Source organism: Streptomyces sp. NPDC048392, from assembly GCF_043200575.1.
Lineage (GTDB): Bacteria > Actinomycetota > Actinomycetes > Streptomycetales > Streptomycetaceae > Streptomyces.
Genome location: NZ_JBICYB010000008.1, coordinates 30,976 through 44,808 on the forward strand (window position 1 = coordinate 30,976; position 13,833 = coordinate 44,808).

Below are 13,833 nucleotides of genomic sequence, written 5' to 3' on the forward strand. Positions count from 1 at the left end.
AACCCCTCGCGCGGCTCCTCGTCCGTCTCCTCGCACACCCTCCCGCGCCCCTCACCCCTCGTTCTCCTCCACCGCGAGAGCCGCCGCCGCCTCGTGCATCGCCAGCTCCAGGAGCGACGGATCGGTGAGGGTGCCGCTCCCGTCCGGCGGGATCAGCCAGCGGGTGCCGCCGGACGACAGCCCGCCGGGGTACGGCACCACGATCCAGGTGCCGGGTCCGGCCGTCCGGATGCCGGTGCCCAGCCAGCGGGCCGCCGTGCCGGGCGGCACGAAGAAGCCCGTGCGCGCGTCACCGAAGTCGGCGAGCACCGGGCCGGGCTGGTCCAGGACGCGGGAGAGCACGTCCAGGGTCGGATAGCCGAGCCTGCTCGGCAGGATGAGCACGTCCCAGGCCCTGCCCGCCGGGAGGAGCACGACGCCCGAGGGGTCGCGCTCCCACTCCCGGCGGCAGGACTCGGGATCCGGTGCGACGGATGCCAGCCAAGCGACCGCCGTCTTCGCACCAGGCATGTGAGACCTCCCCTTCACTCGTGGACGCGGGGTGCGTCACAAGGGAGAGGGAGGTCTCCCGGTGAGCATTACGCGGGTTGCCGCGCCTCGTTGGGGTGAACCGGGTCACACCCGGGGCGGAAACCGGCGACCGGGTCAGCTGTCGAAACCGAGCCCCAGCCGGTCCATCGTCCGCAGCCACAGGTTGCGCCGGCCGCCGTGCGCGTCGGCGCGGGCCAGCGACCACTTGGTGAGCGTGATGCCGGTCCAGGCGAAGGGCTCGGGCGGGAACGGCAGCGGCTTTTTGCGGACCATCTCCAGTTCGGTGCGCTCGGTGCGCTCCCCCGCCAGCAGGTCGAGCATCACCTCGGCGCCGAACCGGGTGGCGCCGACGCCGAGGCCGGTGTACCCGGCCGCGTAGGCGACCTTGCCCCGGTGCGCGGTGCCGAAGAACGCCGAGAAGCGCGAGCAGGTGTCGATGGCGCCGCCCCAGGCGTGGGTGAAGCGGACGCCTTCCAGCTGCGGGAAGCAGGTGAAGAAGTGCCCGGCGAGCTTGGCGTAGGTCTCGGGGCGGTCGTCGTACTCGGCGCGCACCCGGCCGCCGTACGGGTAGACCGCGTCGTAACCGCCCCACAGGATCCGGTTGTCGGCGGAGAGGCGGAAGTAGTGGAACTGGTTGGCGCTGTCCCCGAGGCCCTGCCGGTTCCTCCAGCCGATCGAGGCCAGCTGCCCGTCGGTGAGCGGCTCGGTCATCAGGGCGTAGTCGTAGACGGGAACGGTGTACGGGCGCACCCGCCGGACCAGGTTCGGGAAGATGTTGGTGCCGAGCGCGACCGTGCGGGCGCGGACACCGCCGTACGGGGTGCGGACGGCCATGCCGGCGCCGTACGGCCGCAGGGTGAGCGCCGGGGTGTTCTCGTGGACGCGCACGCCGAGTCGGAGGCAGGCGCGCTTGAGGCCCCAGGCCAGCTTGGCGGGGTTCACCATCGCCACGCCCCGCCGGTCGTGCAGTCCCGCCCGGAAGGTGGGTGAGTCGACCTGTTCCCGTACGGCTTCGGCGTCCAGGTAGTCGATGCCCTCGGCGAGGCCCTCGGCACGGATCTGCCCGTACCAGTCCTCGAGTTCCCGGGCCTGGTAGGGCTCGGTGGCGACGTCGATCTCGCCGGTGCGTTCGAAGTCGCAGTCGAGTCGGTGGCGGGCGACCGCCGCCTCGATGGCGTCGAGGTTGCGGGCGCCCAGTTCCTCCAGCCGGTGGATCTCGTCGGGCCAACGGGTGAGGCCGTTGGCCAGGCCGTGGGTGAGGGAGGCGGCGCAGAAGCCGCCGTTGCGGCCGGAGGCGGCCCAGCCCACCTCGCGGCCCTCGGTGAGCACCACGTCCCGCCCCGGGTCGCGCTCCTTGGCGATCAGCGCGGTCCACAGTCCGCTGTAGCCGCCGCCGACGACCAGCAGGTCGCAGGTGTCGGTGCCGGTGAGCGCGGCCTCGGGGCGGGGGCGGCCGGGGTCGTCCAGCCAGTACGGGACCGGCTGGGCGTCGGAAAGGGATCTCGTCCAGTCGTTGCTGCGGCTCATGGCGCTCGGGGCCATGATTTCAACTCCCTACGAATGCGCTGATGCGCTGTGTTCCGTGCTGCTTACGCCTGCGCCCTACGCCTTACGGCGATTTCGGCGGTTGCCGATGACCATGGAGGCCAGCACGAACAGTACGGCGACGACGAACATGGCCGTACCGACGACATTGATCTGAACGGGCGTTCCGCGCTGGGCCGATCCCCAGACGAACATGGGGAAGGTGACGGTGGAACCCGCGTTGAAATTGGTGATGATGAAATCGTCGAAGGACAGCGCGAAGGCGAGCAGCGCGCCGGCCGCGATCCCGGGAGCCGCGAGGGGCAGCGTGACCCGGACGAAGGTCTGGAAGGGACCGGCGTACAGGTCCTGTGCCGCCTGCTCCAGGCGGGGGTCCATCGACATCACGCGCGCCTTGACGGCCGTCACCACGAAGCTGAGGCAGAACATGATGTGGGCGATCAGAATCGTCCAGAAGCCCAGCTGAGCGCCCATGTTGAGGAAGAGGGTGAGCAGCGAGGCGGCCATCACGACCTCGGGCATCGCCATCGGCAGGAAGATCAGCGAGTTGATCGCGCCCCGTGCGCGGAAGCGGTAGCGGACCAGCGCGAAGGCGATCGCGGTGCCCAGCGCGGTGGCGCCCAGCGTCGCCCAGAAGGCGATCCGGAGGCTGAGCGACAGCGAACCGCACAGCCCGGCCACCCCGCAGGGGTCTCTCCAGGCATCCGTGGAGAACTGCTGCCAGGCGTAGTTGAAGCGCCCGTTCGGCTTGTTGAACGAGAACACCGTGACGACGGCGTTGGGCAGCAGCAGATACGCGAGCGTCAGCAGTCCGGCGATCACGACCATATTGCGCTTGAACCAGTTGACGAAGGCCATTTAAACCAGATCCTCCGTCCCCGACTTGCGGATGTAGATGGTGACCATGGCGAGGATCGCGGCCATCAGGATGAAGGAGAGCGCCGCCGCCGTCGGATAGTCCAGCACCCTGAGGAACTGGGACTGGATCACGTTCCCGATCATTCCCGTGTCGGCCGAGCCGAGCAGCGACGCGTTGACGTAGTCGCCGGTGGCCGGGATGAAGGTCAGCAGCGTGCCGGAGACGACGCCCGGCATCGAGAGCGGGAAGGTGACCTTGCGGAAGACCGTGGACGGCCTCGCGTACAGGTCCCCCGCCGCCTCGTGCAGCCGGCCGTCGACGCGCTCCAGGGAGGTGTAGAGCGGCAGGATCATGAAGGGCAGGAAGTTGTACGTCAGACCGCAGACCACCGCGAGCGGCGTGGCCAGCACGCGGTCGCCGGACGTCCAGCCCAGCCAAGCGGTCACGTCCAGGACGTGCAGCGTGTTCAGGGCACCGACCACCGGGCCGCCGTCCGCGAAGATCGTCTTCCAGGCCAGGGTGCGGATCAGGAAGCTGGTGAAGAACGGCGCGACCACCAGGATCATGATCAGGTTCCGCCAGCGGCCCGCGCGGAAGGCGATCAGATAGGCGAGCGGGTAACCGAGCAGCAGGCACAGCACGGTCGCGGAGGCCGCGTAGGCGACCGAGCGCAGGAACTGCGGCCAGTACTCGGACAGCGCGTCCCAGTAGGTGGCGAAGTGCCAGGTGACCTTGTAGCCCTCCTCCAGCGAGCCCGTCTGCACGGAGGTGGAGGCCTGGTAGACCATCGGCGCCGCGAAGAAGACGACCAGCCACAGCAGGCCGGGCAGCAGCAGCCAGTACGGCGTCCAGCGGCCCCTTGCGCGCGGGGGCTTCTTCTGCGGCGCGGTCGGGGTGAGCGGCGGTGGCGCCTCGGTGAGCGTGGACATCAGGCGGCCTCGCCCTCGGTCACGCCCGCGTCGATGTCCTGGCCGGCGTCCAGGCAGAAGGTGTGCGCCGGGTTCCAGTGCAGGACGACGTCGGCGCCGGGTGCGAGGCGGGCGTCGCGGTCGATGTTCTGGGCGTAGACCTCGAATTCGGGGCAGGCCGCGCAGTCGACCACGTACTGCGTGGAGACGCCTATGAAACTGGTGTTGCTGATCTTGCCGGTGACGCGGTTGCGGCCCTCGGGGATCGATCCGGCGTCGTCCGCGTGGGTGAGGCTGATCTTCTCCGGGCGCACGCCGACCAGTACCTTGCCGCCCGCCTGCGCCGGCGCGGAACACCGGGCGCCGGGCAGGACGAGTCTGTCACCGGCCGCCCGCACCACGATGTCGTCGCCGCCGCGGGTGTCGACCTCGGCCTCGATGAGGTTGGAGGTGCCGAGGAAGTTGGCGACGAACGTGGTCCGCGGGTTCTCGTACAGGTCCGCGGGGGCGCCCAGTTGCTCGACGCGGCCCGCGTTCATCACCGCGACCCGGTCGGCCATCGTCATGGCCTCCTCCTGGTCGTGCGTGACGTGCACGAAGGTGATGCCGACCTCGGTCTGGATGCGCTTGAGCTCCAGCTGCATCTGGCGGCGCAGCTTGAGGTCGAGGGCGCCGAGCGGTTCGTCCAGGAGCAGCACCTTGGGGTGGTTGATCAGGGCGCGGGCGACCGCGACGCGCTGCTGCTGGCCGCCGGAGAGCTGGTGCGGCCTCTTGCGCGCCTGTTCGCCGAGCTGGACCAGGTCGAGCATCTCCCCGACCTGCTTCTTCACGCTCTTGATGCCGCGCCGGCGCAGGCCGAAGGCGACGTTCTCGAAGATGTCGAGGTGCGGGAAGAGGGCATAGGACTGGAAGACCGTGTTGACCGGCCGTTTGTACGGCGGCAGCGCGGTCACGTCCTGGTCGCCGAGGTGGACGGTGCCGCCGCTCGGCTCCTCCAGTCCGGCGATCATGCGCAGGGTCGTGGTCTTGCCGCAGCCGGAGGCGCCGAGCAGGGCGAAGAAGGAGCCCTGAGGAACGGTCAGGTCGAGCGGGTGCACGGCGGTGAAGGAGCCGTAGGTCTTGCTGATGCCGGCGAGGCGGACGTCGCCGCCGCGGTCCGTCGCATCCGTCCGGGCCTTGGTCGTATTCGTCGTCATCGTCGTCACGCCCCAGTGAGCTTCGCGAATTTTTCTTCGTAGGCCGTCTCTTCCTTCGCGCTCAGGGAGCGGAAGGCATGGGACTTCGCCTGCATGGCCCCGTCGGGGATGATCAGCGGGTTGTTCGCCGCATCCTCGTCGATCTTCGCGAGCTCGTCCTTCACACCGTCGACGGGACAGACGTAGTTGATGTAGGCGGCGAGCTGCGCTGCCGGGCCCGGCTCGTAGTAGTAGTCCATGAGCCGCTCGGCGTTGGTCTTGTGCCGGGCCTTGTTGGGGACCAGCATGTTGTCGCTGGACGTGATGTATCCGCTGTCCGGGATGAGGAAGTCGACGTCCGGGTTGTCCGCCTTGAGCTGGACGACGTCCCCGGCCCAGGCCAGACAGGCCGCGAAGTCGCCCTTGCTGATGTCGGCGGTGTAGTCGTTGCCGGTGAAGCGGCGGATCTGGCCGCGGTCGACGCCCTTCTGGAGGCGGGCGATCGCCGCGTCGTAGTCGTCGTCGGAGAAGCGGGCGGGGTCCTTGCCCATGTCGAGCAGCGTCATGCCGACGGTGTCGCGCATCTCGGTGAGGAAGCCGACGCGTCCCTTGAGCTTCGGGTTGTCGAGCAGGTCGGAGACCGAGGCGACCTCGATGCCGTCCAGCGCCTTCCTGTTGTAGGCGATGACCGTCGAGATGCCCTGCCAGGGGTACGAGTAGGCGCGGCCCGGGTCCCAGTCGGGGTCGCGGAACTGGGGCGACAGGTTGGCGAAGGCGTGCGGCAGGTGGGCCGGGTCCAGTTTCTGGACCCAGCCGAGGCGGATCAGGCGGGCGGCCAGCCAGTCGGTGAGGACGATGATGTCGCGGCCGGTCTCCTGGCCCGCGGCGAGCTGCGGCTGGATCTTGCCGAAGAACTCGCTGTTGTCGTTGATGTCCTCGGTGTACTTGACCTTGATGCCGGTACGCCCGGTGAACGCGTCCAGGGTCGGGTGCCGCTTGCCGCTGTCGTCGACGTCCATGTACTCGGTCCAGTTGGAGAAGGAGACCTCCTTCTCCTCCTTCGACCGGTCCTCGGAGGACACGCCTCCCTCGGTCTTGCCGGCCGCCGGGATGCCGCAGCCGCTCAGCAGGCCGAGTCCGCCGACCGCGAGCGCGCCGCCCGTGGAGGCGCGCAACAGCGAACGGCGGGTGAGGGCGGCTCTGCCGCCCGTGAGACTGCGCCGCATGGCGGCCGCTCGGGCCGGGGACAGGCGGTCGGGCTCGTACTGCTCCATGCGCGTGGTTGCCCTTTCGGGTGGGTCGGCCGTGGTCGGCGGCCTGGCGTGATGGCTATCGGTCCCCGAAGACGGTGCGGTGCCAGTCCTTGGCCGCCACCGCGGTGTTGTCGAACATGACGTGCTTGACCTGCGTGTACTCCTCGAAGGAGTAGGCGGACATGTCCTTGCCGAAGCCGGACGCCCGGTATCCGCCGTGGGGCATCTCGCTGATGATCGGGATGTGGTCGTTGATCCACACGCAGCCCGCCTTGATCTCGCGGGTGGCGCGGTTGGCCCGGTACACGTCCCGGCTCCAGGCGGAGGCGGCGAGCCCGTACGGCGTGTCGTTGGCCAGACGGATGCCTTCGTCGTCGCCGTCGAAGGGCAGCACGACCAGCACCGGACCGAAGATCTCGGCCTGGACGGCCTCGCTGTCCTGCGCGGCGTCCGCGATGAGGGTGGGCCGGTAGTAGGCGCCGTCCACGAGGTCGCCCTGCGGTGCCTCGCCGCCGGTCACCACGCGCGCGTAGGAGCGGGCCCGGTCGACGAAGCCGGCGACGCGGTCGCGCTGCACATGGCTGACCAGCGGGCCGAGGTCGGTGCCGGGGGCGAAGGGGTCGCCGACCCGGACGGTGTCCATGAGCGCGGCGGTCTTCTCGACGAAGGCCTCGTACAGGGGCCGCTGTACGTACGCGCGCGTGGCGGCCGTGCAGTCCTGGCCGGTGTTGATGAGCGCCCCCGCGACCGCGCCGTGGACGGCCGCGTCGAGGTCGGCGTCGTCGAAGACGAGGAAGGGGGCCTTGCCGCCCAGCTCCAGGTGGAGGCGCTTGACGGTGGCGGTGGCGACCTCGGCGACGCGCTTGCCGACACCGGTGGACCCGGTGAAGGAGGTCATGGCGACGTCGGGGTGGGCGACGAGGCGCTCCCCGGCCTCCCGTCCGGTGCCGCTGACGACGTTGATCACGCCGTCCGGGACGCCGGCCACGGTCGCCGCCTGCGCGAACATCAGGGAGGTGAACGGGGTGATCTCGGCGGGCTTGAGCACGATGGTGTTGCCGGCCGCGATCGCCGGGAGGACCTTCCAGGCGGCCATCTGGAGGGGGTAGTTCCAGGGCGCGATGGACCCGACGACGCCGATCGGCTCGCGGCGGACGTACGAGGTGTGGTCGGCGGAGTACTCCCCCGCCGACTGGCCCTGCAGATGCCGGGCGGCACCGGCGAAGAAGGACGCGTTGTCGACCGTGCCCGGCACGTCGAACTCGCGGGTCAGCTTCAGCGGCTTCCCGCACTGCAGGGACTCGGCCCGGGCGAATTCCTCGGCGCGCTCCGCGAGCACGGCGGCGAACCGGTGCAGGGCGTCCGAGCGCTCGCCGGGGGTGGCACCGGCCCAGCCGGGGAAGGCCGCCCGCGCGGCGGCGACGGCCGCGTCGACGTCGTCCGGACCGGCGAGCTCGTAGGTCAGGACGTCCTCGCCGGTCGCCGGGTCGACGACGGTGTGCGTGTGTCCGGAGGTGCCCTTCGTGAGACGGCCCGCGATGTACTGGGCCCCGTCCGCGAAGCGGTCCTGGGCCGGGAATCGGTCCGGGGTGGCGTTGCCCGGGTTGTGCATGTCGGCTCTCCTCGGTCTCCCCGTGGCGGGGGCCGGCGTGGCTCAGGCTCGATGTGAGTGCCGATCCTGACAGAGCACTAGGCCTCCAACAAGTGATTCCGTTGTTGCCATTTGGTTACGCGACGGAATCTGTCGACCAGGTGTCGAGTCGCCACGGAAAAGGGCGGACGGAGTGTCAGTGGCGCGTGCCACACTCGCGTGCATGAAAAGGACCACGGGGGCGGACCGGATCGCGGAGGCGGAGCGGACCGCGGGAGCGGCGGTGGAGGGCGTCGACGGCTGGGAAGCGCTGGTCGGGCGGGTCGGGGCGGGGGCGCGGATCAAGTACCTGTGCTTCTGGGGTCACCGGCCGCTCCCGGACGGCCGGCTCGGGCCGGGCTGTCTCAGCCAGTGGTGGCCGTCGCCCTTCACCGTGGCCGGCGTGGAGTACGCGACCGCCGAGCACTGGATGATGGCGGGCAAGGCCCGCCTCTTCGGGGACGCGGAGGCCGAGCGGCGGGTGCTGGCGGCCGCTCACCCCGCCGAGGCGAAGAGGGCGGGCCGGCTGGTGCGCGGCTTCGAGGAGGCGGTGTGGGAGCGGGAGCGGTTCCGGATCGTGGTGGAGGGCAGCGTCCACAAGTTCGCCTCGGACCCGGCGCTGCGGGCGTTCCTGCTGGACACGGGCGAGAGGGTGCTGGTGGAGGCGAGCCCCGTGGACCGGGTGTGGGGCATCGGCCTGGCCGCGGACGACGAGGCGGCGAGAGACCCGGAGCGCTGGCAGGGGCCGAATCTGCTGGGGTTCGCGCTGATGGCGGCCCGTGCGCGGCTGCGCGCGAGCGACTGAGGGGGCGGCCCGCGGGGCCACCCCCTTCGCCGGCTACCGGGCCGGTCCCCTACGGACCCGGCTCGGGCGCGGGACCTGGCTCCGGACCGGGACCACGCTCCCGGTCGTGATCGGACTCCGACTCGGAAGGCTCCGACTCGGAATCGGGACCGGGCTCAGGACCGGGCTCGGGCTCGGGCTCCGACCCGGAATCGGGCTCAGGCTCGGGCTCCGACCCGGAATCGGGCTCAGGCTCGGGCTCCGACCCGGAATCGGGCTCAGGCTCGGAATCGGGCTCAGGCTCGGGCTCCGACTCGAAACCGGGCTCAGGCTCAGGCCACGCTCATCAGGCTCGCGAAGGCGAGGAAGCCGAGCAGCGGCAGGATCACGGTGGCCGTGATGCCGAGCACGAGCCCGGCGGTCGCGGCGCCCTTGTTGGTGGCCTCGCCCCGGTTGGCCTTCCCCCGGCCGATCGCGCCGAAGATGATCGCGAGGATGCCCAGGATGACGCCGAAGAACCACAGGAAGAAGGTCAGGCTGCAGACCACGCCGATGATGCCCAGCACCAGCCCCGTGGTCCCCAGACCATTGCTCGGCTGCGCCGGCATGGCATAGCCGGGGGCCTGCGGGTAGCCGACCGGTGGGGCGGCCGGGTACGCCGGTCCCTGGTTCGGATAGCCGTACCCGGGCGCGGACTGCGGATAGGCGTATCCCCCGGCGGGCGGCTGGCCCGGCTGCGACGGCGGCCCGGAACCCCCGGGTCCGGGATTGTTCTGCGACATGAACTGCTCTCCCCTCGTTGGCGCTTGACATCGTAGAGGCATCCCTGCGGAGGAGAGCTCAGAATTCCGCCGTCACCGAGACCGGCACCGGGCGCGAGGACCCGTAGTAGGGGTCGTCGTAGTCCGAGTCGTCGTTGATCGCGGCGGTGATCCCGACGGCGATCAGCACGATCACGGCGATGCCGAGGACGATGCCCACGATGCCCATGACGAATCCGGCCTGCGCCTGCCCGTGGTTGCTGGCCAGCCCGCGCTCCGCCTTCCGGCGGCCCTTGATCCCGAAGACCACGGCGAGGACGCCGAGCACCAGGGAGACCACGCCGTACAGGCAGAACAGGGCGCAGGCGAGGATGCCCAGCACCATCGACGCGGTGCCCAGGCCGTTCTGCGGAGGCATCGGCATGCCGGACCAGCCGTAGCCCTGGCCGTATCCGGGGTAGCCGTACCCGCCCGGGGCACCGGCACCACCGGGCGCGACCGGCGGCGGGGGCACCGCGGATTCGGGGGCGCCGAACCCCGCGGCGGGCATCGACGTGACCGTGGCCTGGTCGTGCACGGCCGGCGGCGGCTGCCAGGGCGGCGGCGCGCCGGAAACGGGAGGCCGCGGCTCCTGCGGCTGCCCCGCCCCGGCGCCGGCGCCCTTGTCCAGGGACGGCCCGCTGTCCGGGGGCGCCCAGGGGTCGTGGTCACCGGCGGGGTCCCCGTCCGGCCGTATCGCGTCCGTCATTCCTTGCCCCCTGGGTCGTTCGTGCCCGTCATGCTACGGTCCCGGGCCGCCGCGCGTGAGACCGGCCTACGATGATCCCCGAAACACCGATCAGCCGATCACCCGCGTCCCACCGCCGCCGCGCGCGGCCCGGGACGCCACCGCGGGGAGGAACCCTTGACCGAGCACCTCGTCGACCCCGACGTTCCGAGCGACCTGCACGCCTTCATCGCCGGGCTGCCCAAGGCCGAGCTGCACGTCCACCACGTCGGCTCCGCCTCCCCGCGCATCGTGTCGGAACTGGCCGCGCGGCACCCCGACTCCAAGGTCCCCACCGACCCCGAGGCACTGGTCGACTACTTCACCTTCACGGACTTCGCGCACTTCATCGACGTGTACCTGTCCGTCGTCGACCTGATCCGCACCCCGGAGGACGTCCGGCTGCTGACGTACGAGGTGGCCCGGGAGATGGCCCGGCAGCAGGTGCGGTACGCCGAGCTGACCATCACACCCTTCTCCTCCACCCGGCGCGGCATCGACGAGGGCGCCTTCATGGACGCGATCGAGGACGCCCGCAAGGCGGCCGAGGCCGAGTTCGGGACCGTACTGCGCTGGTGCTTCGACATTCCCGGCGAGGCCGGTCTGGAGTCGGCCGAGGAGACGGCGCGGCTCGCCACCGACGACCGGGTGCGCCCGGAGGGCCTGGTCTCCTTCGGGCTCGGCGGTCCCGAGGTCGGCGTGGCCCGCCCGCAGTTCAAGCCGTACTTCGACCGGGCGATCGCCGCGGGCCTGCACTCGGTGCCGCACGCAGGCGAGACCACCGGACCGCAGACGGTGTGGGACGCCCTCACGGACCTGCGTGCCGAGCGCATCGGGCACGGCACCAGCTCCGCGCAGGACCCGAGGCTGCTGGCCCACCTCGCCGAGCGGCGCATTCCGCTGGAGGTGTGCCCGACCTCGAACATCGCCACCCGCGCGGTGCGCACCCTGGACGAGCACCCGATCGGGGCGTTCGTCCGTGCCGGTGTCCTCGTCACGGTCAACTCCGACGACCCGCCGATGTTCGGCACCGACCTCAACAACGAGTACGCCGTCGCCGCCCGGCTCCTCGGCCTCGACGAGCGGGGCCTCGCCGGCCTGGCCAGGAACGGCGTCGAGGCCTCGTTCCTCGACGCGCCGGGCAAGGCGCGGATCATCGACGAGATCGACACGTACACCGCCGCCTGGCTCGCCTCCTGAGGGTTGCCGCCATCATGAACACCCCGCGCGGTCTGACCGCCGTCGCCCACCGCGGCGACCCCTACCGGCACCGCGAGAACACGATCGACTCGCTGTGTTCCGCCCTGGACCGCGGCGCGGACGCGGTCGAGACCGACGTACGCCTCACCCGGGACGGCGTGCCGGTGCTGCTGCACGACGAGACGCTGAAGCGGTTGTGGCAGCGGGACCGGCCGCTGCGCTCCCTGTCCGCGGACGAGGTGCGCGGTCTGACGGCGGGCGGGGTGCCCACGCTCGCTCGGGCGCTGGCCGCGACCGGGGGCGGCCGGCTGATGCTCGACCTGCCGGGGGCGCCGGGTGAGCGAGCGGTGCGGCGCGTCGTGGACGTGGTCCGCGAGTGCGGGGCGCGGGACCGCGTGTACTACACCGCGGGTGCCGCCGCCATGCTCGCCGTGCGAGCCGCGGACCCCGCCGCCGAGATCGCCCTGACCTGGACGACGGCCGCCCCGCCCCGGCCCGCGCTGCTGGCGGCCGTGCGGCCGCGGTGGCTCAACTACCGCTTCGGCCTTGTGGACCGGGCACTGGCCGACCGGGTCCACGGCGACGGCTTCCTGCTGTCCGTGTGGACGCCCGACACCCGCCGCACCATGCGCCGCCTGCGGACCCTGAACGTCGACTCGATCACGACCAACCGCATCGACGTCCTGTGCGCGCTGCGCGACGCGCCTGTGGGCCGGCGGCACGTCCCGTAAGGGAGATCCCGGACAAGTCGTCTGCCGTGTAGGGGAGTTCCCCGACCCTCCCACCGGGGCGGGGACCCTCCTCGCCGACGATCCGGTGCTGGGCACGGCGTATGAGGATGATCGGCGACCGTCCCGCCCCGGAACCTGGAGCCGTCGATGCGTGCCCGTACTTCCTCCGTCCTCGCCGCTTCCCTGGTGCTCGCCCTGTCCGCGGGCCCACTGGCCGCGCCCGCGTTCGCCGCGCCGGCCGTCGCTGCCGCCGGCACGTCCCGGCCGGCCGGACCGAACGGGGAGGCGCTGCGTGCCGCCCTCGCCATGGTCCCGGGTGAGCACGCCACGGCCGCCCTCGTACGGGTCGGCGGCAGCGACGGCGGCTGGCGCGGCAGCGCGGGCGTGCGCGACCTGGCCAGTGGCCGGCCGGCGTACCCTCATGCCCTCTTCCGGGCCGGTTCGATCACCAAGGTCGTCACGGCCGCCACCGTGCTGCGGCTCGCGGCGCAGGACCGGCTCGACCTGGACGCACCGGTGCAGCGCTACCTTCCCGGCCTGTTCACCCCGGCCTTCGACGAGCCGATCAGCGTGCGCCGGTTGCTGAACCACACCAGTGGCATCCAGGCGGGCGACGGGCTCGGCGACGACTTCGCGGAGCTGTACGCGCACCGTTTCGACACCCTCACCCCGCAGGAGGTCGCGGCGTCGGCGATCGCCAGGGGACCGGAGTTCGGCCCGGGCGAGCGGCAGCACTACCTCAACATCAACTACACGATCCTCGGCCTGCTGATCGAGAAGGTGACGGGACGCTCCTACGCCGCCGAGGCCACGCGCCTGGTCCTGCGCCCGGCCGGGATGCGGCACACGTACTTCCCGGGCACCGACCCCGCCGTCCGGGGCCCGCACAACCGGGGTTACCAGACGGTGGAGCGGCCGGACGGGACGACGGAGCTGTTCGACGTGACCCAGTGGAACCAGGCGGACCGCTGGGCGGCCGGTGACATGATCTCGACGGCGGCCGACCTGGAACGGCTGCTCACCTCGCTGTTCCGCGGGCGGATCGTGCCCGAGCCGCAGTTGGAGGAGATGTTCACGACCCCGGCGAACCTGCCGGACGCGACCCGCAGCGCGGGACTGGAGTACAAGGAGGTCGGCGGCGAGATCTTCTGGGGCAAGTCCGGCTCCCGCTACGGCTACAGCGCGCTCGTCGGCGGCACCCGCGACCTGTCCCGCACCCTCGTCTACTCGGTCAACGCCACGGACGCCAAGAGCGCGGAACCGAATCCGGTGCTCGACCGGATCACCGCGGCCGCGCTGCGGTAGCGCCCGTCGGCCGCAGTGCCGCCGTGCCGCCGTGTGGGACACGACCGTCGCCGCCGCGCGAGACCGAGCGCCCGCGCGAGGTCGCGCGGGCGCGTGGGGCGCAGGACACCGGTGCGGCGCGGCGGGAGATGCCCGTGCGCTCCTCGAACGCCTCCGGGGCGGCCCGGCGGCCCGGACGCTCGTCGTCGGTGTCGATGTGGAGCGGCCGGTTCGCCCGCGTCAGCCGTCGCTCGGTGGCCGACCGGCGCGACGTACGCGGCGGGGACATCGCAGCCGGCCGGTGCGCCGGGCACGGCGGAGCCGCCCGGGCCGTGTGGCAGGGACCGGCGGGAGGGCGGGGCGTCTTCGGGCGCAGGGGTATGGCACGGCGATCTCGCGGCCCGCG

Annotated in this window: 13 protein-coding genes; 4 read left to right on the forward strand and 9 right to left on the reverse strand. The window is 71.7% G+C overall.

The genetic code is table 11. The features are described 5' to 3' along the window. Positions 1-51 precede the first annotated feature (51 nt). The 7 genes from ACGFYH_RS13945 to ACGFYH_RS13975 form a co-directional block, all read right to left on the reverse strand. Positions 52-510, reverse strand: a complete 459-nt coding sequence (locus ACGFYH_RS13945; protein ID WP_393803365.1) for a hypothetical protein — start codon at positions 508-510, stop codon at positions 52-54. Between the two features lie 135 nt (positions 511-645). Further along, complete coding sequence (locus ACGFYH_RS13950; protein ID WP_393803366.1) at positions 646-2,073, reverse strand: NAD(P)/FAD-dependent oxidoreductase; 1,428 nt, start codon at positions 2,071-2,073, stop codon at positions 646-648. 60 nt (positions 2,074-2,133) lie between these two features. Further along, positions 2,134-2,934 carry an ABC transporter permease gene (locus tag ACGFYH_RS13955; protein WP_393803367.1) on the reverse strand — a complete coding sequence of 267 codons (801 nt, stop codon included), beginning with the start codon at positions 2,932-2,934 and terminating at the stop codon, positions 2,134-2,136. Beyond that, positions 2,935-3,864 (reverse strand): ABC transporter permease, encoded by a 930-nt coding sequence (locus ACGFYH_RS13960; RefSeq protein WP_393803368.1) that lies wholly within the window; start codon positions 3,862-3,864, stop codon positions 2,935-2,937. Next, complete coding sequence (locus tag ACGFYH_RS13965) at positions 3,864-5,039, reverse strand: ABC transporter ATP-binding protein (protein ID WP_393803369.1); 1,176 nt, start codon at positions 5,037-5,039, stop codon at positions 3,864-3,866. Before ACGFYH_RS13965 ends, ACGFYH_RS13960 begins: the two co-directional genes overlap by 1 nt. Positions 5,040-5,044: 5 nt before the next feature. Continuing rightward, the gene (locus ACGFYH_RS13970) at positions 5,045-6,292 is read right to left on the reverse strand and encodes a PotD/PotF family extracellular solute-binding protein (protein WP_393803370.1); all 1,248 of its coding nucleotides are present in this window, start codon (positions 6,290-6,292) and stop codon (positions 5,045-5,047) included. Between the two features lie 55 nt (positions 6,293-6,347). Continuing rightward, a complete protein-coding gene (locus tag ACGFYH_RS13975) occupies positions 6,348-7,883 on the reverse strand; it encodes a gamma-aminobutyraldehyde dehydrogenase (protein ID WP_393803371.1) in 1,536 nt (511 codons plus the stop codon). A 202-nt stretch (positions 7,884-8,085) separates the two neighbouring features. Between ACGFYH_RS13975 and ACGFYH_RS13980 the strand changes: the two genes are divergently transcribed. Beyond that, positions 8,086-8,706, forward strand: a complete 621-nt coding sequence (locus ACGFYH_RS13980) for an NADAR family protein (protein WP_393803372.1) — start codon at positions 8,086-8,088, stop codon at positions 8,704-8,706. A 311-nt stretch (positions 8,707-9,017) separates the two neighbouring features. Here ACGFYH_RS13980 and ACGFYH_RS13985 read toward each other — a convergent pair whose 3' ends face one another. Together ACGFYH_RS13985 and ACGFYH_RS13990 are read right to left on the reverse strand one after the other, a co-directional pair. Then, entirely contained in the window at positions 9,018-9,467 is a 450-nt protein-coding gene (locus ACGFYH_RS13985) for a DUF4190 domain-containing protein (RefSeq protein WP_393803373.1), read from the reverse strand. A gap of 58 nt (positions 9,468-9,525) precedes the next feature. Continuing rightward, positions 9,526-10,194, reverse strand: coding sequence for a DUF4190 domain-containing protein (locus ACGFYH_RS13990; RefSeq protein WP_393803374.1), 669 nt, complete (start codon positions 10,192-10,194; stop codon positions 9,526-9,528). A 156-nt stretch (positions 10,195-10,350) separates the two neighbouring features. Between ACGFYH_RS13990 and ACGFYH_RS13995 the strand changes: the two genes are divergently transcribed. The 3 genes from ACGFYH_RS13995 (at position 10,351) to ACGFYH_RS14005 (ending at position 13,448) form a co-directional block, all read left to right on the forward strand. Further along, positions 10,351-11,412 (forward strand): adenosine deaminase, encoded by a 1,062-nt coding sequence (locus ACGFYH_RS13995; RefSeq protein ID WP_393803375.1) that lies wholly within the window; start codon positions 10,351-10,353, stop codon positions 11,410-11,412. A gap of 14 nt (positions 11,413-11,426) precedes the next feature. Continuing rightward, on the forward strand, positions 11,427-12,143 hold the full coding sequence (locus ACGFYH_RS14000) for a glycerophosphodiester phosphodiesterase (RefSeq protein ID WP_393803376.1): 717 nt from the start codon (positions 11,427-11,429) through the stop codon (positions 12,141-12,143). 147 nt (positions 12,144-12,290) lie between these two features. Continuing rightward, positions 12,291-13,448, forward strand: a complete 1,158-nt coding sequence (locus ACGFYH_RS14005) for a serine hydrolase domain-containing protein (RefSeq protein ID WP_393803377.1) — start codon at positions 12,291-12,293, stop codon at positions 13,446-13,448. Positions 13,449-13,833 lie beyond the last annotated feature (385 nt).

Bases quoted from the DNA above. Each gene is read 5' to 3' on its own strand.
- ACGFYH_RS13980 (WP_393803372.1), top strand. From the start codon at position 8,086: ATGAAAAGGACCACGGGGGCGGACCGGATCGCGGAGGCGGAGCGGACC.
- ACGFYH_RS13960 (WP_393803368.1), bottom strand. From the start codon at position 3,864: ATGTCCACGCTCACCGAGGCGCCACCGCCGCTCACCCCGACCGCGCCG.
- ACGFYH_RS13970 (WP_393803370.1), bottom strand. From the start codon at position 6,292: ATGGAGCAGTACGAGCCCGACCGCCTGTCCCCGGCCCGAGCGGCCGCC.
- ACGFYH_RS13965 (WP_393803369.1), bottom strand. From the start codon at position 5,039: ATGACGACGAATACGACCAAGGCCCGGACGGATGCGACGGACCGCGGC.
- ACGFYH_RS13945 (WP_393803365.1), bottom strand. From the start codon at position 510: ATGCCTGGTGCGAAGACGGCGGTCGCTTGGCTGGCATCCGTCGCACCG.
- ACGFYH_RS13950 (WP_393803366.1), bottom strand. From the start codon at position 2,073: ATGGCCCCGAGCGCCATGAGCCGCAGCAACGACTGGACGAGATCCCTT.
- ACGFYH_RS14000 (WP_393803376.1), top strand. From the start codon at position 11,427: ATGAACACCCCGCGCGGTCTGACCGCCGTCGCCCACCGCGGCGACCCC.
- ACGFYH_RS13955 (WP_393803367.1), bottom strand. From the start codon at position 2,934: ATGGCCTTCGTCAACTGGTTCAAGCGCAATATGGTCGTGATCGCCGGA.
- ACGFYH_RS13990 (WP_393803374.1), bottom strand. From the start codon at position 10,194: ATGACGGACGCGATACGGCCGGACGGGGACCCCGCCGGTGACCACGAC.
- ACGFYH_RS14005 (WP_393803377.1), top strand. From the start codon at position 12,291: ATGCGTGCCCGTACTTCCTCCGTCCTCGCCGCTTCCCTGGTGCTCGCC.
- ACGFYH_RS13985 (WP_393803373.1), bottom strand. From the start codon at position 9,467: ATGTCGCAGAACAATCCCGGACCCGGGGGTTCCGGGCCGCCGTCGCAG.
- ACGFYH_RS13975 (WP_393803371.1), bottom strand. From the start codon at position 7,883: ATGCACAACCCGGGCAACGCCACCCCGGACCGATTCCCGGCCCAGGAC.